Annotated in this window: 16 protein-coding genes; 11 read left to right on the forward strand and 5 right to left on the reverse strand. The window is 72.5% G+C overall.

The annotated features are described in order from the left end of the window. The first annotated feature begins 1 nt into the window (after position 1). The 11 genes from ACIF8S_RS06245 (at position 2) to ACIF8S_RS06295 (ending at position 11,086) form a co-directional block, all read left to right on the forward strand. Positions 2-1,267: an MCE family protein gene (locus tag ACIF8S_RS06245; RefSeq protein ID WP_399997612.1), complete on the forward strand. Its 1,266-nt coding sequence runs from the start codon at positions 2-4 to the stop codon at positions 1,265-1,267. Next, a complete protein-coding gene (locus ACIF8S_RS06250; protein WP_399997613.1) occupies positions 1,264-2,322 on the forward strand; it encodes an MCE family protein in 1,059 nt (352 codons plus the stop codon). The genes ACIF8S_RS06245 and ACIF8S_RS06250 overlap by 4 nt, the downstream gene beginning before the upstream one ends. Continuing rightward, positions 2,319-3,362: an MCE family protein gene (locus ACIF8S_RS06255; protein WP_399997614.1), complete on the forward strand. Its 1,044-nt coding sequence runs from the start codon at positions 2,319-2,321 to the stop codon at positions 3,360-3,362. The genes ACIF8S_RS06250 and ACIF8S_RS06255 overlap by 4 nt, the downstream gene beginning before the upstream one ends. Further along, positions 3,359-4,399, forward strand: a complete 1,041-nt coding sequence (locus tag ACIF8S_RS06260) for an MCE family protein (protein ID WP_399997616.1) — start codon at positions 3,359-3,361, stop codon at positions 4,397-4,399. The genes ACIF8S_RS06255 and ACIF8S_RS06260 overlap by 4 nt, the downstream gene beginning before the upstream one ends. After that, positions 4,396-5,652: an MCE family protein gene (locus tag ACIF8S_RS06265; RefSeq protein WP_399997618.1), complete on the forward strand. Its 1,257-nt coding sequence runs from the start codon at positions 4,396-4,398 to the stop codon at positions 5,650-5,652. The genes ACIF8S_RS06260 and ACIF8S_RS06265 overlap by 4 nt, the downstream gene beginning before the upstream one ends. Beyond that, positions 5,649-6,941: an MCE family protein gene (locus tag ACIF8S_RS06270; protein ID WP_399997619.1), complete on the forward strand. Its 1,293-nt coding sequence runs from the start codon at positions 5,649-5,651 to the stop codon at positions 6,939-6,941. Before ACIF8S_RS06265 ends, ACIF8S_RS06270 begins: the two co-directional genes overlap by 4 nt. Continuing rightward, on the forward strand, positions 6,938-7,453 hold the full coding sequence (locus ACIF8S_RS06275; RefSeq protein WP_399997620.1) for a hypothetical protein: 516 nt from the start codon (positions 6,938-6,940) through the stop codon (positions 7,451-7,453). The genes ACIF8S_RS06270 and ACIF8S_RS06275 overlap by 4 nt, the downstream gene beginning before the upstream one ends. After that, positions 7,450-8,133 carry a hypothetical protein gene (locus tag ACIF8S_RS06280; RefSeq protein ID WP_399997622.1) on the forward strand — a complete coding sequence of 228 codons (684 nt, stop codon included), beginning with the start codon at positions 7,450-7,452 and terminating at the stop codon, positions 8,131-8,133. Before ACIF8S_RS06275 ends, ACIF8S_RS06280 begins: the two co-directional genes overlap by 4 nt. 26 nt (positions 8,134-8,159) lie before the next feature. Continuing rightward, positions 8,160-8,708 (forward strand): nuclear transport factor 2 family protein, encoded by a 549-nt coding sequence (locus ACIF8S_RS06285; protein WP_399997623.1) that lies wholly within the window; start codon positions 8,160-8,162, stop codon positions 8,706-8,708. A gap of 46 nt (positions 8,709-8,754) precedes the next feature. Next, the gene (locus ACIF8S_RS06290; protein ID WP_399997625.1) at positions 8,755-9,519 is read left to right on the forward strand and encodes a hypothetical protein; all 765 of its coding nucleotides are present in this window, start codon (positions 8,755-8,757) and stop codon (positions 9,517-9,519) included. A gap of 313 nt (positions 9,520-9,832) precedes the next feature. After that, positions 9,833-11,086 carry a lytic murein transglycosylase gene (locus tag ACIF8S_RS06295; protein WP_399997627.1) on the forward strand — a complete coding sequence of 418 codons (1,254 nt, stop codon included), beginning with the start codon at positions 9,833-9,835 and terminating at the stop codon, positions 11,084-11,086. Positions 11,087-11,117: 31 nt separating this feature from the next. Here the strand turns inward: ACIF8S_RS06295 and ACIF8S_RS06300 are convergent, their stop codons facing one another. The 5 genes from ACIF8S_RS06300 to chvE all read right to left on the reverse strand — a co-directional run bounded on the left by ACIF8S_RS06300 (position 11,118) and on the right by chvE (position 18,208). Next, entirely contained in the window at positions 11,118-12,881 is a 1,764-nt protein-coding gene (locus tag ACIF8S_RS06300) for a pyridoxal phosphate-dependent aminotransferase (RefSeq protein WP_399997629.1), read from the reverse strand. 174 nt (positions 12,882-13,055) lie between these two features. After that, positions 13,056-14,216, reverse strand: coding sequence for an aldose epimerase family protein (locus ACIF8S_RS06305; protein ID WP_399997630.1), 1,161 nt, complete (start codon positions 14,214-14,216; stop codon positions 13,056-13,058). Between the two features lie 55 nt (positions 14,217-14,271). Further along, positions 14,272-15,516: a multiple monosaccharide ABC transporter permease gene (mmsB, locus tag ACIF8S_RS06310; protein WP_024882848.1), complete on the reverse strand. Its 1,245-nt coding sequence runs from the start codon at positions 15,514-15,516 to the stop codon at positions 14,272-14,274. Beyond that, positions 15,513-17,063, reverse strand: a complete 1,551-nt coding sequence (gene mmsA / locus ACIF8S_RS06315) for a multiple monosaccharide ABC transporter ATP-binding protein (RefSeq protein ID WP_399997632.1) — start codon at positions 17,061-17,063, stop codon at positions 15,513-15,515. Before mmsA ends, mmsB begins: the two co-directional genes overlap by 4 nt. Before the next feature lie 32 nt (positions 17,064-17,095). Then, positions 17,096-18,208: a multiple monosaccharide ABC transporter substrate-binding protein gene (chvE, locus tag ACIF8S_RS06320; protein ID WP_399997633.1), complete on the reverse strand. Its 1,113-nt coding sequence runs from the start codon at positions 18,206-18,208 to the stop codon at positions 17,096-17,098. Positions 18,209-18,298 lie beyond the last annotated feature (90 nt).

The raw sequence follows: 18,298 nt of genomic DNA on the forward strand, positions 1-18,298 counted from the left end.
GATGAACGGACCCCGGGGATCCCGCGGACGGACCCTGCGCCACCGGCTGGCCGGCGTGGTGTTCGTGCTGGTGCCGGCCCTGCTGATCTGGCTGGCCGTCGCCGTCTACGACAAGAGGTTCACCGCGTCCGACCCGGTGGTGGTCGAGACCGGCAGCGTCGGCAACCAGATGCACCCCGGCGCCGAGGTGAAGCTGCGCGGCGTCGTCGTCGGCGAGGTCCGCGCCATCGACGCCACCGGCGACGGCGCCCGCCTCACCCTCGCCATGAAGCCCGGCACACTGGACGCCGTCCCCGCCGACGTCCGCGCCCAGATGCTGCCCACCACCCTGTTCGGCGAACGGTTCGTGGCCCTCGTACCGCCCGAGAACCCCTCGCCCGAACCGCTGGCCGCCGGAGCCGTCATCCCCCAGGACCGCTCCGCGAACGCCGTCGAACTCCAGCAGGTGCTCGACAACGTCCTGCCCATGCTCACCGCCGTCCAGCCGCAGAAGCTCTCCGCGACCCTGTCGGCCGTCTCGCAGGCCCTGGAAGGCCGCGGGGGCAGGCTCGGCGAGACGCTGAACCTGCTGGACGAGCACCTGGCCGAGTTCAACCCGCACCTGCCCGCCCTCAACCGCGACCTCAGGGAACTCGTGAAGGTCAGCCATGTCTACGCGGACGCCGCACCCGACATCGTCACGGCGCTCACCGACTTCACCACCACCAGCGGCACCCTCGCCGAGCAGGAGGCCCAACTCGCCTCCACCCTCGGCACCACGACCCGGACGGCCGAGGACATGACCGCCTTCCTGCGGAAGAACCGGGACAACCTCATCCGCCTCAGCGCCGCCGGCCGGCCGACCCTGGAGCTGCTCGCCGAGTACTCCTCCTCCTTCCCGTGCACCCTGCGCACCCTCGCCGAGTTCGTCCCGGCCATGGACCGGGCGCTCGGCAAGGGCACCGACCGGCCCGGCGTCCACGTCGACGTCACCTCCGTCGCCGCGCGCGGCGCCTACCGCCCCGGCCGCGACACCCCGGTGTACGACTCCGCCGGCGGGCCGCGATGCCCTTCCGTGCCCTACGTCGGCCCGCTGCCCCGGCCCACCGCGCGGGCCGCCTCCGCCGCGGCCGCCGTGGACCTCGGGCCCGCCAACTCCCCGGCGGAGAACGACCTCGTCAACGAACTGCTCGCCCCCGCCGCCGGCGCGGCCCCCGGCGACCTTCCCGACTGGAGCAGCCTCCTCGTCGGCTCCGTCTACCGCGGTACGGAGGTGACCCTCGGATGACCGGCGCCGACACCGCGCACACCCGGCGCCGGCCGTTGACCGGACCGCTGCTCAAGTCCCTCGCCTTCGTCGTGGTCACCGCCCTCGCCACCACCCTGCTCGGACTCGGCGTCGCCGGCTCCGGCGCGGGCGGCGGCGGCCTCACCTACAAGGCCCTCTTCACCGACGTCACCGGCCTGCGGGACGGGGACAGCGTGCGCGTCTCCGGTGTGACGGTCGGCGAGGTGACCGACGTACGCGTCGTCCAACGCCGCCTCGCCCAGGTCACGTTCACCGTCCGCGAGGACCGCCGGCTGCCCCGCTCCACCACCGCCGCGGTGAAGTACCTCAACATGGTGGGCCAGCGCTACGTGTCCCTCGGACGCGGCAGCGGCGACCTCGGCGGCACCCTGGAGGAGGGCGCCACCGTTCCGCTGGACCGCACGACGCCCGCACTCGACCTGACCCTCCTCTTCAACGGCTTCAAGCCGCTGTTCGAAGGGCTCTCCCCGAAGGACGTCAACGAGCTCGCCGGATCGATCGTGCAGGTCCTCCAGGGCGAGGGCGCCACCGTCGACAGCCTGATCCGCCGCATCGGCTCGCTCAGCACCACCGTCGCCGCCAAGGACAAGGTGATCGGCGCGGTCGTGGAGAACCTCACCACCGTGCTGGACACCCTCAACGACCGCGAGGACAGCTTCGACGACCTCGTCGTCACCCTGCGGGACCTCGTCTCCGGCTTCGACGAGGACCGCGAACCCCTCGGCCGGGCCGTCGCGGCCATGGGCGACCTGACCACCGCGACCGCCGACCTCCTCGACGACGGGCGCGCCCCCCTGAAGCGGGACATCCGCGAACTGGGCCGCCTCTCGGGCAACCTCGGCGACCACACCCCGCAGATCGAGGAGTTCCTCGACCGGACCCCCGCCAAGATGACCGCCCTGGCCCGACTGTCCTCCTACGGATCGTGGTTCAACCTCTACCTCTGCGAGGCCCGCGTGAGCGGAGTGACCACCTCGGACGGCTCCGAACCGCCGACCGGCATCGCGATCACCGAATCGAGGTGCCGCGGATGAGGCGCCCGCGCCTGAAGCCGGTCAAGGACCGCAACCCCGTCGCCGTCGGCATCGCCGGCCTGCTCGCCCTCACCCTGCTCGGCGGCCTCGCCTACGGCGCGGACCGGCTCCCGTTCACCGGCGGCACCGGCTACAGCGCCGACTTCACCGAGGCGGCGGGCCTCGACGAGGGCGACGAGGTGCGCATCGCCGGCGTCAAGGTCGGCAAGGTCACCGGCGTCGCGCTGGACGGCGCCAAGGTGAAGGTCTCCTTCACGGTCGAGGACGCCTGGATCGGCGACCGCACCACCGCCGCCATCGCCGTCAAGACCGTCCTCGGTGACAAGTACCTGGCGGTCGACCCGCTCGGCTCCCGGCCGCAGGACCCCGGCAGCCGCATCCCGTCGACCCGCACGACCTCCCCCTACGACGTCACCCAGGCCTTCCAGGACCTCAGCGGCACCGTCGACGCCATCGACACCCGCCGGCTCGCGGAGAGCTTCGAGACCATCTCCGACACCTTCAAGGACTCACCGCCCCACGTGAGCAATGCCGCCACCGGCCTGTCCGACCTGTCCCGCTCCGTCTCCAAGCGCGACGCGGAACTCTCCCGGCTCCTCAAGGGCAGCGCCCGCTTCAGCAAGACGCTGGAGCACAAGAAGTCCAGCTTCGAGACCCTCATCGAGGACGGCGGCTCCCTGCTCGGCGAACTCAGGAAACGGCGGGCCGCGATCAGCGCCCTGCTCAAGGGCAGCCGCGACCTCGGCACCGAACTCGGCGGCCTGGTGGAGGACAACGAGAAACAGCTCGGCCCCACCCTCAAGGCCCTCGGCCGGGTGACCGGCGTCCTGGAGAAGAACAACGACCAACTCGGCAAGACGCTCGCCCTGGTCGGCCCGTACTACCGCATGGTCGGCAACACCCTGGGCAACGGCCGCTGGTTCGACAGCTACCTGTGCGGCGTCGTGCCCCGCGACTACCTGCCGGAGACGTCCCGACCCGAGAGCGGATGCCTGCCTCCCGAGCAGCGGGCGGCGGCCGCGGGGAGCGGTGAGCGATGACCCGACGCAGAAAGGTCCTCGGCGGACTGCTCGCCCTGGTGGTGCTGGCCGCCGGCGGACTGACCGCCGCCTCGGCCCTCACCCCCGACGGCGTCCGCATCACCGCCTACTTCGACCGCGTCATCGGCGTCTACGCCGGATCCGACCTGCGCATCCTCGGCGTGCGGGTCGGCGAGGTGGAGTCGGTGCGGCCGCAGGGCACCACCGTCCGCGTGGACCTGCGCCTCGACGAAGGGGTCGAGGTCCCCGAGAACGCGCGGGCCGTCGTCGTCGCCCCCAGCGTCGTCGCCGACCGCTACATACAGCTCACCCCCGCCCACACGGGCGGCCCCGCCCTCGCCGACGGAGCGGTCCTGCCCGCCTCGCGCAACCGGATCCCCGTCGAGATCGACCAGATCTACGACTCGATCACCGAACTCGCCGACGCGCTCGGCCCGGACGGCGCCAACGCCGAGGGGGCCCTGTCCGGACTGCTGCGGACCGGCGCCGCCAACCTGGAAGGCAACGGCGAGGCCATCGGTGAGGGCGTCGAGGAGTTCGGCAAGGCGGCCAAGACCCTGGACGGCAGCAGCGGCGACCTCTTCTCGACGCTCCGCAGCCTCCAGACGTTCACCACCATGCTGAAGGACAAGGACACCGACGTGCGCACCGCGCAGGAACGCCTCGACGAGGTCGTCGGCTTCTTCGCCGACAACAAGGACGACCTCACCGGCGCGCTCGAGGAACTCGGCAAGGCCCTCGGCCAGGTGAAGACCTTCATCGAAGACCACCGGGGCGAGCTGAAGGAGAACGTCGACCGGCTCGTCCCCATCACCCGCACCCTCGTCGAGCAACGGGCCTCGCTGGCCGAGGCGCTGGACGTGGCGCCGCTGGCCGCGGGCAACGTCGTGAACGCCTACAACCCCGACACCCGCACACTCGACGGGCGCGCGAACCTCAACGAGATCAGCATGGGAGGCCCCCTGCTGCCGCTGCCCGTCACCGGCGCCTCCGCCACGAGCGGCGGGCCCGCGGCCCAGGGGAAGGGGGAGAGATGAGGCGCGGCACAGGGACCGGCGAACGGGCCGCCTCGGTACTCGGACGCGGCGTCTTCACCACCGGCCGGGTGGCCGGCCTCACCGTGGGTGGGCTGATCGCCCTCGGCCTCGGCTTCACCCTCGCCGTCGGCGGGGTCGCCGCCCTGCCCCGCGGCTTCGGCGGCATCGAGGACCTGCCGCTGCCCGGCGGCGCCGACCTCGGCGACCGGCCCTACACCGTCACCGCGGAACTCGGCGACGTCCTCAGTCTCGTCCCGCACTCCGCGGTACGGGTCAACGACGTCGCGGTCGGCCGGGTCACCGGCATCGAACTCGGTGACGACTGGTCGGCCCGCGTCACCATGGAGATCAACGGCGACGTCACGCTGCCCGCCGACGCGACCGCGCGCCTCCAGCAGTCCAGCCTGCTGGGCGAGAAGTACATCCAGCTCGTCGCCCCCCGCGGGCGGAGCGCGGGCGGCCGGCTCTCCGACGGCAGCGTCATCCCGCTGGCCCGCACCAGCCGCAACACCGAGGTGGAGGAGGTGTTCGGCGCGCTGTCCCTGCTGCTCAACGGCGGCGGCGTCAACCAGCTGAAGACCATCACCCGGGAACTCAACGCGGCGCTCGGCGGCCGGGAACCCGAGGTCCGCTCGATGCTCCGGCGGGTGAACACCCTGGTGACGGACCTCGACGACCACCGCGAGGACATCACCGACGCCCTCGACGCCGTCAACCGGCTCTCCTCCACCCTCGCCCACCGCAAGGACGACGTCGGGACGGTCCTCACCGGCCTCTCGCCCGGGCTCAAGACGCTGGAGAGGCAGCGCGGCTCCCTGCTGACCATGCTGCGCTCCCTCGACACGCTCTCCGGCGTCGCCGTGTCCACCATCGACGCGAGCAAGGACGACATGATCGCCGACCTCAAGGCCATCGCGCCGACGCTGAAGGAGCTCGCCGACGCCGGCGCGGACCTGCCCGACTCCCTCCAGGTGCTGGTGACCTACCCCTTCACCGACGAGGTGCTGAACGGGGTGAAGGGCGACTACCTCAACGCGTACCTGAGCATGGTCGCCGTACCCGGGACCCAGGTGATCCCGCCGATCGACGACCCCCGGCCCTCCCCGGCGCCCTCCGCTCCCCCCGAGGCCTCCGCCCCCTCCTCGTCGACGCGGTCGCGGGGTGCCTCACCGCTGCCCCTGCCTTCCGTGTCCCCGCCCACGGCCGGCGCCGGCACCGCGCCGTCGGACCCGGAGGCGGGTGAGAGCAGGTGATCACCCTCGCCGTACGGCTGAAGAACCTCGCCTTCCTCCTGATCGCCGTCCTCGCCCTCTCCTACCTCGGCATCCGCTACGCCGACCTCGGCCGGCACGTCGGCGTCGCCGACTACTACACGGTCGACGTGCGACTGCCGCGCACGGGCGGCCTGTTCACCCACGCGGACGTCACCTACCGAGGCGTCTCGGTGGGCCGTGTCGGCCCGATCGGGCTGACCGACGACGGCGTCGTCGCCGAACTGCGGATCAAGAAGTCCGCCCCCCGCATCCCCGCCGACACCAAGGCCGTGGTCGCCGGGCTCTCCGCCGTCGGCGAGCAGTACGTCGACCTGCGGCCGGAGAGCGACGGCTCCCCCTACCTCACGGACGGCACCCGCATCGAGCAGGCCGACACCCAGGTGCCCGCCCCCGTCACCGACGTCCTCGCCAGTGTGGACGACCTGGTCGGGTCGGTCCCGCAGGACGATCTGCGCACGGTCGTCGACGAGCTGGGCAAGGCCTTCGAGGGGCACGGCGACGACCTCCAGGTGCTGCTCGACAGCGGCAGCGACTTCGTCCGGGCCGCCGACCGGGCCCTGCCGTCCACCACCCTGCTCATCCACGACGGCGAGACCGTCCTGCGCACCCAGGCCCAGGAGGGCGAGGCGATCCGCGGCTTCGCCACCGGGGCGGAGGAACTGGCGCGTGCCCTCAAGGGGTCCGACGCGGACCTGCGCCGCCTCCTCGCGGTCACCCCCGAGGCCGCCACCCAGGTCAGCGGCGTGCTGCGGGACCTCGACCCGAGCCTCGGCGTCGTGCTCGCCAACCTCCTCACCACCGCCGAGGTCGCCGTCACCCGGCAGCGGGGCATCGAGGAACTGCTCGTCACGTACCCGGCGGTCGTCTCCGCCGGCTCCACCGCCGTCGACGGAGGGAAGCTGAACCTCGGCATGGCCGTCACCTTCTTCGACCCCCTGCCCTGCACGGCCGGATACGGCGCCACGCGCTACCGCAACGGCCTCGACCTCGGCACCGCCCCGCCCCTGAACACCGGCGCGGCCTGCACCTCACCGCCGTCGACGGGCAAGAACGTACGCGGCGCGGCCAACGCCCCGAAGGGCGGCGCGGTGCCCGCCCCGGCCCGCCCCGGCTCCCTGCCCTCCGGCAGCGGCGCGGCCCGCGGCGGCGACACGGCCCGCGGAGGCCACGCGGCGCCGCCCGGCGCGCTCGCCCTGCCCGGGCAGAGCGGCGAGGCACCGCGCGACCTGACGGGCGTCCTCCTTCCGGCCACCGGAGGGACCCGATGAGGCGCGCCCGGATCCTCGCCGGAGTGGCACTCGCACTGGCGGCCGGCCTCTGCGGCACCGGCGCGTGGACGTACGCCCAGGCCCGCACCGACGACGGTCTCGCGTACGGCAGGGAACGGGACGAGGCGCTCGCCGACGGGCGCCGGGCCCTCGCCGTGCTCACCACGATCGACGCCTCCACGCAGCGGCGTGCGCAGCGGAGCGTCCGGGGCTGGCGTGACGTGTCCACCGGCCCGCTGGGCGAGGAGCTCGGCGGCACCGGGGCCCGCGCGGGGGCGTCGGCGCGCGGCACGGTCACCGAGGCCGCCGTCACCGCCCTCGACACCCGTTCCGGCACGGCCAAGCTCATCGCCACCGTCCGCGTCGAGACCACGCCGGCCGGGACGAAGAAGCCGGCCGTCGACCGCAAACGCCTGGAGGCGGTCCTGGCCCGCACGGGCGAGGACGTGTGGAAGGTGAAGGCGCTGAGCGCCGTCCCGGTCGAAGGCGAGAGGGAGGGAAGCGACCGATGACACGGACGTGGCTGCCCCGCGGGGCCGGCGCGCGTGAGCCCGGCTCGGGACAGGACCCCGCCGGCGAGGGCCTCCTGGCCGGCGACGACGTGCCGGAGGACGCCTCCGCCGAGGTCGAGCCCGGTGACGGCCGCGACGACCGCCGGGAGAACTCCGAGGTCCGCGAAGGCCGTTCGCGGGGCACGCGGCTGCGGCGGGCCCTCGCGGCGGGGGCCGCGGCGACCCTGGTCCTCGGCGGCTGCGGCTTCTTCCACGCGGCCCACCAGCTGAGGTCGGCCGAGTCCGCCCGCAACCGGGCGCTCACCGACACGGAGGCCACCACCCGGGTCGCCGGGGACGTCGGGAACGCCCTCGCCCGGGTCTTCTCCTACACGCCCGACGGGACCGCCGCCGCCGAGCGTTCCGCGCGCACCGCCCTCGACGGGCGGGCCGCCCGCCAGTACGCGACCCTCTTCGACCGCGTCCGCGAGGACGTCACCGCGCAACGCGTCACCCTGAGCACCCGCGCCGTCCGCACCGGCGTGGTGGAACTCGACGGCGACCGGGCCCGCCTGCTGGTCTTCCTCGACCAGACCTCCCGCCGGGGTGAGGACGCGGCCACCACCGCGGCGGCCCAGCTCACGGTCACGGCACGGCTCGAGGACGACCGGTGGCGGATCGTCGACATCAAGGCCCGCTGACCATGCGCGGGAGACTGGAGCACCCCATGGAACGACCGGTCCGCCGCCTCGCCGCGCGCCGCCTCCGGACACCGCACGCCGCCGCGCTCGCCCTCGCCCTCGTCGCCGGCGGTTTCGCCGCCTGGGCGGGCCAGGACTGGTACCGGGCGGCCCACGACGACCGTGCCGTCTACGCCGTGCAGCGGGACGCGGCGCTCGCCGCGGGGGGGCAGGCCGTGCAGAACCTCAACACGCTCGACCACCGTGACGTGAACCAGGGACTCGATCTCTGGGAGGCGTCGACGACCGGGGAACTGCACGAGCAACTCAGCTCCGGCAGGACGGACTTCGCCGACCAGGTGAAGGAGGCGAGGACGGTCAGCACGGCCCGGGTGCTGTCCGGGGCCGTCACCGAACTCGACGACCGCGCCGGCCGTGCCCGGGTGCTGGTCGCCCTGCGCGTCACCGTGCGGTCTGCCGACGGGACCCGGACCGACAAGGACAGCCGCATGCTCGGCGAACTCACCCGCACCGACGGCCGGTGGAAGCTGAGCGCCCTCGGCCAGGCACCCGTGGGCGGCACACCGGCCGGCTGACCGGTCACGTACCGCACCAGCCGGCCGCAGCGAGGAGGACACCACCATGTCGACGACCCGTCACCACATCAACCGCCAGCGGCGCCGTCAGGCCCGCGTCACCCGCCCCGCCGCGACCACGACGGCCGCCTCCCGCCCCGAGGCCGCGGAGGACCGCACCGGCACGCGCGGCGGGCCCGTCCGCACCGCCGTGAAGGCGCCGCCCTCCCCGCGCGAGCCCGAACCGGCCACGGACGGGGGGAGCGCGACCGTCCGGCCCCGGCCGCGCCGCCCCCTCGGTCTGGTGGCGCTCTGCGCGCTGACGCTGCTCCTCGGCGCCTTCGCGGGCTGGGCCCACGCGGAGGCGGAGTCGCTGCGCGCCGAGCCCGCGCGGAGCAACACCGCACTGACCGACCTCGCCCGCACCAGCGAGATCAAGGGGCAGGTGGCCGAGGCCGTCGACCGGCTGTTCTCCTACGACCACGCCGACCCCGGCGCGTTCGACAAGGCCGCGAGGGACCTCCTGACCGGGAAGGCCGTCACCCAGCACCGGGACCTGCTCGCCGACGTCCGCAAGCGGGCCGACGCGCAGAAGGCCGTGATCACCACGACGGTCACCGAGACCGCGGTCGAGCGGATCGACGGCGACCGGGCCCGGGTCCTCGTCTACGCCGACCAGAGCAGCGTCGCCACCACCGGCGCCACGGCGGGCGCGGGGCAGGACGTGGCGCCGGACGAGGGCGTGTACGCGGCGGCCATGCTCGCCGTGGACGTCGTGCACCGCGACGGACGCTGGCTCGTCTCCGCCCTCGACACCTTCGGCCGCGGCTAGACCGCCACCGGCAACCCTCCCTGTTCTCACCGTGCCTCGCCCCGGCCCGCGGCCCCGCACCAGGAACGCTCACGGCACCGCCGCCACCCGCACCCGCCAGACACCCGCGCCACCGGAACCACCCGCGCCACCGGAACCACCCGCGCCACCGGAACCACCCGCGCCACCGGAACCACCCGCGCCACCGGAACCACCCGCGGCCCTGGGGCCCCGGGCCACCGAACGGTCCGCATCCACAGGGACCCCGTACCCGCCGGCGCCCCACGCCCGCGGTCAGCACGCACCTCGGACGGATCCGACAGGAGTGACGCCCATGTCCGTACGCCGATCCCGACGCCGGTACTCCGGCCGGGCGCGCAGGGGACTGCGCACGACCGTGCTCGCGGTCGCGGCCATGACGGCCCTGACCGCCTCCCAGGCGCCCGGCCTCGTCCGGGACGCCACGAAGGCCCGGGCCGAACCGGCGGGCGACGGCGGGGCGCCGCCGGCCGTGGGCGACCCGTACGCCGGACTCGCTCCGCCGGGTGACGGCTCGTACCACACCGAACTGCCGCCGCTGCGCACCGCGAAGGCCACCACCTCCGCCTCGCCCGTGCTCGGGCGGGAGGTCCGCGCCCAGTCGGGCATCCCGGCCACCGTGCTGCGCGCCTACCGCGCCGCCGAGTCCTCGGTCGCCAGGACGGACCCCGGCTGCCGGCTGCCGTGGGAACTGCTGGCCGCCATCGGCAAGGTCGAGTCCGGCCAGGCGCGCGGCGGCGCGGTCGACGGGAACGGCACGACCCTCGGCCGGATCACCGGGCCGCCCCTCGACGGACGCGGCTTCGCGCTGATTCCGGACACGGACGGGGGCGCCCACGACGGCGACACGGTCTACGACCGGGCCGTGGGCCCGATGCAGTTCCTGCCCTCCACCTGGGTCCGCTGGGGCACGGACGGCAACGGCGACGGGCGCGCCGACCCGAACAACATCTTCGACGCGGCGCTGGCGGCCGGCCACTACCTGTGCGCCGGCGACCGGGACCTGGGCCGTCCCGCGGACCTGGACCGGGCGGTCCTGAGCTACAACCACTCCCGTTCCTACCTGCGCCTGGTCAGGTACTGGCTGGCGTTCTACAGCCACGGGGTCCACGCCGTGCCCGACGGCAAGGGCGTCGTCCCCCGCAGTCCCGGCGCGGGCGGCGACACCCCGGCGACGAAGCCGGCCGACGGCGGGAACGGCGGCGGGGGAGTCGTCATCGGGCCGCAGCCCAGCCCTCCGGGCGGTACGGGACCGTCCCCGCGCCCGTCCGGGTCCTCTCCCGGCTCTCCGGACCCCTCGGCGCCCACGTCACCGTCACCGGGGCCCAGCACCTCGCCCTCGGACACCCCGACGGAGCCCCCGACGAGCCAGGAGCCCACGGAGCCGCCCGGCGAGTCCCCCACCGGGACCCCCGAACCGTCGCCGGACCCGACCACCCCGGACCCCTGCTCCCCGGAGTCGGCCACACCCGACCCCAGCCCGACCCCCCAGGACCCCGACGCGCCCTGCCCGACCCCGACCCCGACAGCGACCTCGTCCGAGCAGTGACGAGCCGGGGGACGCCGGGCGGGCCGGTGACTCAGCCCGCCTGCCCCATGCCCGCCGCCTCCGGCCAGCTCTGAGCCCCGGGCCAGCCCGTGGCCGGGGCCATGGACAGCCCGTCGGTCCCGCGGACCTGGGCGGCCGTCAGACCGCCCCGGGCGGGCACCCCGGGCGGCGTGGGCCCGGTGGACGGCAGCGGCGCCTGCACCGGAGCCGGCGCCTGCGTCGGGACGGGCGCCGGCATCGGGGCGGGCATGGGCGCGGGCGTGGGAAAGGCGGCCGCGGCGGGCGCCAGGGGAGGGGCGACGGGCGCGGGCTGCCCGGCCGGCTCCGGGAACGCCACCGGCGGCGGAAGCTGCTGCGGCACGGGCTGCGGCGCCGGCTGCGGTACGGGCTGGGCCACGGGCTGCGGCGCCGGCTGCGGTACGGGCTGCGGCCGGGGTGTCTCCCGCACGACCGGCCGGGCCTCCGGCTGGGGCAGTCCGGCCGCGGCCGGCACCGGCATCCCGCCGCCCGCGCCCACCGCCGGGGCGGACGCGGCGGCGGGGAGCGGCATGCCGGCACCGGCGGCCTGGGCGAGGCCGTGCGTCCCGGCCCCGTTGGTCTCGCTCACCAGGCGGTCCACCGCCGCCGTGCCCGAGCTGTAGCCGGTCCCTGTGGCCTGCTCGGGCACCGCGGCTCCCCTCCTGGACGTCCCGTAGAGCACCTGTTCCAGGCCGGACACCAGGCGACGCACGTCCACCTGGGGACGCACCACGAGACGCAGGAAGCGGCTGGACGAGCCGATCTTGTTGCCGCACTCGCGCACCAGGATCCGGTGCTCGGTGAGCAGCCGGTCGCGGACCACGGTGCCCTCGGCACCGACGGGCAGGCGCACGAAGAGGAAGTTGCCCTGCGAGGGGTAGACCGTCAGGCCGGGCAGCGAGGAGAGCTGGCCGGACATGTCCATCCGGTCGCGGCGGACCTGGTGCAGACTCTGCGCGTACTCGGCGCCGTGCTCCTTCAGCATGAACACCACGTACTCGGCGAAGGAGTTGAGGTTCCACTTGGGCAGCATGGAGCCCACCCGCCCGGCCAGCGCGGGGTTGGCCACCAGGTAGCCGAAGCGGATGCCGTGCAGGCCGAAGTTCTTGCCGAGGCTGCGCAGCACGATGACGTTGGGGCGGAGCATCGCCTCCTGCACCACGCTCGGCTCGTTCTCCGCGTCCGCGAACTCCAGGAACGACTCGTCGATCACCACCAGGTCAAGGTCCGCCATGGCGTCCATGAACTGCACGACCGCGTGCTTGTGCAGGAAGCCGCCGTCGGGGTTGTTCGGGTTGCAGATGACGGCGACCCTGGTGCCGCGGGCGCGGATGAACTCGGCGTACTGCGCGAGGTCCAGGGCGAAACCGCTGGACTCCTGGAGCGGGAACATGTCGACCCGCTTGCCGGTCTCCATGGGCTGGTCGGTCCAGCGGCCGAACGTCGGCACCGGCACCGCGAGCGACTCGCGGACCAGCAGGTGGTCGATCCAGGTGATGAGTTCCGTCGAGCCGTTGCCCATCGCCACGCACTGCGGGGGGAGTCGGAGCAGGCTGCACAGCTCGGCGGTGATGGTGTCGGCGCTGCTCGGGTAGTACGTGATGATGTCGCGCAGCCGGGCCGCCAGCTCCTCGAACATGGCGGGGGTCGGGAAGTACGGGTTGCAGGGAATGCAGAAGTCCACCGGGCCGGCCCCGTCGCTCTCCCTCGTCAGCGCCGCCATCGACGGGCTGTGCGCCGCGGTGCTGCGGAACAGCGAGGTGACGTTGTCGGGCAAGGGAACCTCCGTGTGCGGCGGGCCCGCCGGGGACGTGACGGGCCCGTCATGCCTGGGTGGCCCGCGCGGGGGAGCACGGGCCACCCAGACATACGGAACGGACCGAGGGGCCGTTCAGCACATGTGAGGAAAACGTGAGGACGCCACGTGAGCGTGCTCACACCGAACGGCGGGTCACGTCCCGAAGGAGTGCACCGTCGTCGTCCGGTACGTCCGGCCCGGCCGCAGCACGGTCGAGGGGAACGAGGGGCGGTTGGGCGAGTCCGGGAAGTGCTGGGTCTCCAGGCACAGCCCGTCGCCCTGCCGGTACACCCGGCCGCCGCTGCCGGTGAGGGTGCCGTCGAGGAAGTTGCCGGAGTAGAACTGCAGGCCCGGCTCGTTCGTCGCGATGCGCAGGGTGCGGCCGGAGGACGGGTCGCGCAGGGTCGCCACGTGCTCCGGGCGGGCGGTGATGCCCTTGTCGAGCACCCAGTTGTGGTCGAAGCCCTGTCCGTACAGCAGCTGCTGGTGGGCGGTGCGGATGTCCCGTCCGACCGGCTTCGCCCGCCGGAAGTCGAACGGGGTGCCCGCGACCTTCGCGAGCTCGCCCGTGGGGATCAGCCCCGCGTCGATCGGCGTGTAGCGGGCGGCGGCCACGGACAGCTCGTGGTCCAGGACGCTGCCGCTGCCCTCACCGGCCAGGTTCCAGTACACGTGGCTGGTGAGGTTGACGACCGTGGGCCGGTCGGTGACCGCCTCGTAGTCGATACGCCAGTCGCCGTCCCGGGTGAGGGTGTACGTCACCTTGGTGCGCAGGGTGCCCGGGTAGCCCATCTCGCCGTCGACGGAGGTGTAGTACAGGTGGAGGCCGACGTCGGATCCGCGGGTGAACGGCTCGACGTCCCAGACCCGCTTGTCGAAGCCCTGCGCGCCGCCGTGCAGGCTGTTCTCGCCGTCGTTGACGGAGAGCTGGTACCGCTTGCCGTCGAGGGTGAAGGTGCCCTTGCCGATGCGGTTGCCGTAGCGGCCGATCAGCGCGCCGAAGTACGGGCTGGAGGCGACGTAGTCCTCCAGGGCGGCGAAGCCGAGGGAGACGTTGGCGCGCCGGCCGCGCCGGTCGGGGATCTCCAGCGACTGGACGATGCCGCCGTAGGAGAGGACCTTCAGCCGGGTTCCGCCGTTCTCCAGCGTCCAGCGGTCCACCCGGGTGCCGTCCGCGAGCCTGCCGAACGGTTCCCGGACCGGCTTGGTCCGTCCCCCGGACGAGGCGTACGCCGTGCCGCCGCCCAGGGCGGTGGTGGCGGCCACGCCGGCCGCGGCGGCTCCCGCGATGACCGTGCGTCTGTTCAGTTCCATCAGTGCGGCTCCCTGAAGGGAAGGGGCCCCGCCGTGCGGCGGGGCCCGGGCTGACTTACGAACCGACCTTGCGCTTGTTCCACACGTCGAAGCCGACCGCGGCCAGCAGGGCCAGGCCCTTGATGACCTGCTGCCAGTCGGTGCCGACGCTGAGGAGGTTCATGCCGTTGTTCAGCACGCCGAGGACGAGACCGCCGATGATGGCGCCGAGGACGGTGCCGACACCGCCGCTCATGGAGGCCCCGCCGATGAACGCCGAGGCGATCGCCTCGAGTTCGAAGTTGAGGCCCGCCTTCGGCGAGGCCGCGTTCAGCCGGGCGGCGACCACCAGACCGGCCAGGGCCGCGAGCATGCCCATGTTCAGGAAGACGTAGAAGGTGACCTTCTTGTCCTTCACGCCGGACAGCTTGGCCGCCGGCAGGTTGCCGCCGATGGCGTAGATGTGACGGCCGAACACGGCGTTGCGCATCACGTAGCTGTAGCCGACCACGAGCACGCCCAGGATCAGCAGCACGACCGGGGTGCCCTTGTAGCTGGCGAGCAGCAGGGTGACGGTGAGGATCGCGGCGGTGACCGCGACCAGCTTCAGCAGGAACAGGTTCCTCGGCAGCACGTCCAGCGAGAACGACTGCTGCCGCCTGCGGTCCCGGACCTCCTGGAGGACCACGGCCGCGACCAGCACGAGACCGAGCAGGAGCGTGAGGTTGTGGTAGTTGGTCTCCGGGCCGACCTCCGGCAGGAAGCCCATGCCGATCTTCTGCTCGCCCTCGGGGAACGGGCCGAGGGTCTGGCCTTCCAGGTAGATCTCCGTCAGACCGCGGAAGATCAGCATGCCGGCGAGGGTGACGATGAACGACGGTATGCCGCCGTACGCGATGAGGAACCCCTGCACGGCCCCGGAGACCGCGCCGATGACCAGGCACAGCGCCACGGCCAGCGGCCAGGGCATGTCGTTCTTGACCATGAGCACGGCGGCCAGCGCGCCGACGAACGCGGTCAGCGATCCCACCGACAGGTCGATGTGGCCCGCGATGATGACCAGCATCATGCCGATCGCGAGGATCAGGATGTGGCTGTTCTGCAGCACCAGGTTGGAGACGTTGCGGGGCAGCAGCAGGTCGCCGTCGGTCCACACCGCGAACAGCGTCACGATCAGGCCGAGGGCGATCAGCATGCCGTACTGCCGCATGTTGCGGCGCATGCCCTCGAGGACCAGCCCCCACAGTCCGCCGCCCGGGGCCCCGCCGCCCTTGCCGGACGGCGCCGGGGCCGGCGTCTTGGCGGTCACATCCGTGCTCATCGCGTTACCTCTTTGTCCTTCGTCATCTGGCGCATCAGCGATTCCTGCGTGGCCTCGGACCGTGAGAACTCCCCGGTCAGCCGCCCGGCGGCCATGGTGTAGATGCGGTCGCACATGCCGAGCAGCTCCGGCAGCTCGGAGGAGATGAAGACGACCGCCTTGCCCTCGGCGGCCAGCCGGTCGATGACCGTGTAGATCTCGTACTTGGCGCCCACGTCGATGCCGCGGGTGGGCTCGTCCAGGATCAGCACGTCGGGGCCCGTGAAGATCCACTTGCTGAGGACGACCTTCTGCTGGTTGCCGCCCGACAGCTTGTTCACCGGCTCGAACACGGTCGGCGCCTTGATGTTCATGGACGTGCGGAAGGACTCGGCGACCTTCCGCTCCTCGTGCTCGTCGACCACACCGGCCCGCGACACCTTGCCGAGCGCGCTCAGCGAGATGTTCCGGTTGATGGTGTCGATGAGGTTGAGCCCGAAGTGCTTGCGGTCCTCGGTGACATAGGCGATCCCGTGCTTGACCGCCTCGGGGACGCTCCGGGTGCGGATCTCCTCGCCGTCCTTGAATACCGTGCCGCCGGCGTACCGGCCGTAGCTGCGGCCGAAGACGCTCATGGCCAGTTCCGTGCGGCCCGCGCCCATCAGCCCGGCGATGCCGACGATCTCCCCGCGCCGCACGTGCAGCGACACGTCGTCGACCACCTTGCGGTACTGGTCGATGGGGTGGTGCACGGTCCAGCCGCGGATCTCCAGGGCGGGCGCCGCGCCCTCCTCCGGCTGGTGCGGGGTGCGTTCCGGGAAGCGGTTCTCCAGGTCCCGTCCCACCATGCCGCTGATGATCCGGTCCTCGGTGGTCTCCGGGGCCTTCACGTCGAGCGTCTCGATGGTCCGCCCGTCGCGCAGGATGGTCACCGAGTCGGCGACCCGGCGGATCTCGTTGAGCTTGTGGGAGATGATGATCGAGGTGATGCCCTGCTTCTTGAGCTCCAGGATCAGGTCCAGGAGCTTGCCGCTGTCCTCGTCGTTCAGCGCCGCCGTCGGCTCGTCGAGGATGAGCAGCCGCACCTTCTTCGACAGCGCCTTGGCGATCTCCACGAGCTGCTGCTTGCCGACGCCGATGTCGGCGACCCGGGTCTCCGGGTGGTCGTCGAGCCCCACCCGGCGCAGCACCTCGGTGGCGTGCCGGAGCGTCTCGTTCCAGTCGATGAACCCGCGCGGGGCGTGTTCGTTGCCGAGGAAGATGTTCTCCGCGAGGGAGAGGAACGGCACCAGCGCCAGTTCCTGGTGGATGATGACGATGCCGCGCTGCTCGCTCGCCCGGATGTCCTTGAAGCGGCAGACCTCTCCGTCGAAGAGGATCTCCCCCTCGTAACTGCCGTGCGGATGCAGGCCCGAGAGCACCTTCATCAGGGTGGACTTGCCGGCGCCGTTCTCCCCGCAGACGGCGTGGACCTCGCCCTGCCGGACGGTCAGGTTGACGTCCGACAGCGCTTTGACGCCGGGAAAGGTCTTGACGATCGAGCGCATTTCCAGGACGGGTCCCGCCATGGTCGTGCCTTCCAATCCTTAGGGGGCGGCGGTTACTTGAGGTCGCTTTCCTTGTAGTAGCCGGAGTCGACGAGGGCCTTCTTGTAGTTGTCCTTGTTCACGGCGACCGGCTCCAGCAGGTAGGCCGGCACCACCTTCGAGCCGTTGTCGTACGTCTTGGTGTCGTTGACCTCGGGCTTCTTGTCGTTGAGCAGGGCGTCCACCATGTCGGAGGCCACCTTCGCGAGCTGGCGGAGGTCCTTGTAGACGGTCATCGACTGGTCACCGGCGATGATCGACTTCACCGAGGCGACCTCGGCGTCCTGGCCGGTGATGACCGGCAGCGGCTTGCTCGCGGTGCCGTAGCCGTCCGACTTCAGCGCCGACAGGATGCCGATGGAGATGCCGTCGTACGGCGAGAGCACCGCGTCGACCTTGGCGCTCTTGTACGACTTGGTGAGGATGTCGTCCATGCGCCGCTGGGCGGTGGCGCCGTCCCAGCGCAGCGTGGTGATCTGGGTCAGCTCCGTCTGGCCGGAGCGGACGACGAGCTGCTTCTTGTCGATGAACGGCTGCAGGACGTTCATCGCGCCCTGGAAGAAGTAGCGGGTGTTGTTGTCGTCGTTGGAGCCCGCGAACAGCTCGATGTTGAACGGGCCCTTCTTGCTGCCGTCCGCCAGGCCGAGCTGCTGGGCGATGTAGGTGCCCTGGAGTTCGCCGACCTTCTCGTTGTCGAAGGAGGCGTAGTAGTCGACGTTCTCGGTGCCGAGGATCAGGCGGTCGTAGGAGATGACCGGGATGTCGGCGTCGGCGGCCTGCTGGAGCACGTTGCCCAGCGACTTGTTGTCGATGGCCGCCACGATCAGGGCGTCCACGCCCTGCGTGATCATGTTCTCGATCTGGGAGACCTGCTGGTCCGGCTCGTCCTCGCCGAACACCAGCTTGGTCTTGTAGCCCTTGTCCTCCAGGTTCTTGACGACGTTGTTGCCGTCGGCGATCCACCGCTCGGAGGACTTGGTCGGCATCGCGATGCCGATGGTCGCTCCCTCGGAGCTCCCCTTCTTGTTCTCGCTGCCGCCCTCGCTGTTCTGGCCGCAGGCGGTCAGGGCGAGGGCGAGGGAGACGGCGGTGGCCGTGGCGGCGAATGCGGCTCTGCGGTTGCGCATGATGATCATCCTTGATCGTCGGGCGAGTTGAGCGGATCGGGCGACTCGGTGGAGTCGGTGGTGCCGTGTGCGAGGCGGTGCCGGTGCGGG

Origin of the sequence: Streptomyces sp. NPDC085937 (genome assembly GCF_044540535.1) — a bacterium.
In the GTDB taxonomy this organism is placed as follows: Bacteria; Actinomycetota; Actinomycetes; order Streptomycetales; family Streptomycetaceae; genus Streptomyces.

Excerpts from the sequence above, each read along its gene's own strand:
- ACIF8S_RS06245 (WP_399997612.1), top strand. The coding sequence starts at position 2 with ATGAACGGACCCCGGGGATCCCGCGGACGGACCCTGCGCCACCGGCTG.
- ACIF8S_RS06250 (WP_399997613.1), top strand. The coding sequence starts at position 1,264 with ATGACCGGCGCCGACACCGCGCACACCCGGCGCCGGCCGTTGACCGGA.
- ACIF8S_RS06255 (WP_399997614.1), top strand. The coding sequence starts at position 2,319 with ATGAGGCGCCCGCGCCTGAAGCCGGTCAAGGACCGCAACCCCGTCGCC.
- ACIF8S_RS06260 (WP_399997616.1), top strand. The coding sequence starts at position 3,359 with ATGACCCGACGCAGAAAGGTCCTCGGCGGACTGCTCGCCCTGGTGGTG.
- ACIF8S_RS06265 (WP_399997618.1), top strand. The coding sequence starts at position 4,396 with ATGAGGCGCGGCACAGGGACCGGCGAACGGGCCGCCTCGGTACTCGGA.
- ACIF8S_RS06275 (WP_399997620.1), top strand. The coding sequence starts at position 6,938 with ATGAGGCGCGCCCGGATCCTCGCCGGAGTGGCACTCGCACTGGCGGCC.
- ACIF8S_RS06280 (WP_399997622.1), top strand. The coding sequence starts at position 7,450 with ATGACACGGACGTGGCTGCCCCGCGGGGCCGGCGCGCGTGAGCCCGGC.
- ACIF8S_RS06285 (WP_399997623.1), top strand. The coding sequence starts at position 8,160 with ATGGAACGACCGGTCCGCCGCCTCGCCGCGCGCCGCCTCCGGACACCG.
- ACIF8S_RS06290 (WP_399997625.1), top strand. The coding sequence starts at position 8,755 with ATGTCGACGACCCGTCACCACATCAACCGCCAGCGGCGCCGTCAGGCC.
- ACIF8S_RS06295 (WP_399997627.1), top strand. The coding sequence starts at position 9,833 with ATGTCCGTACGCCGATCCCGACGCCGGTACTCCGGCCGGGCGCGCAGG.
- ACIF8S_RS06305 (WP_399997630.1), bottom strand. The coding sequence starts at position 14,216 with ATGGAACTGAACAGACGCACGGTCATCGCGGGAGCCGCCGCGGCCGGC.
- mmsB (WP_024882848.1), bottom strand. The coding sequence starts at position 15,516 with ATGAGCACGGATGTGACCGCCAAGACGCCGGCCCCGGCGCCGTCCGGC.
- mmsA (WP_399997632.1), bottom strand. The coding sequence starts at position 17,063 with ATGGCGGGACCCGTCCTGGAAATGCGCTCGATCGTCAAGACCTTTCCC.
- chvE (WP_399997633.1), bottom strand. The coding sequence starts at position 18,208 with ATGCGCAACCGCAGAGCCGCATTCGCCGCCACGGCCACCGCCGTCTCC.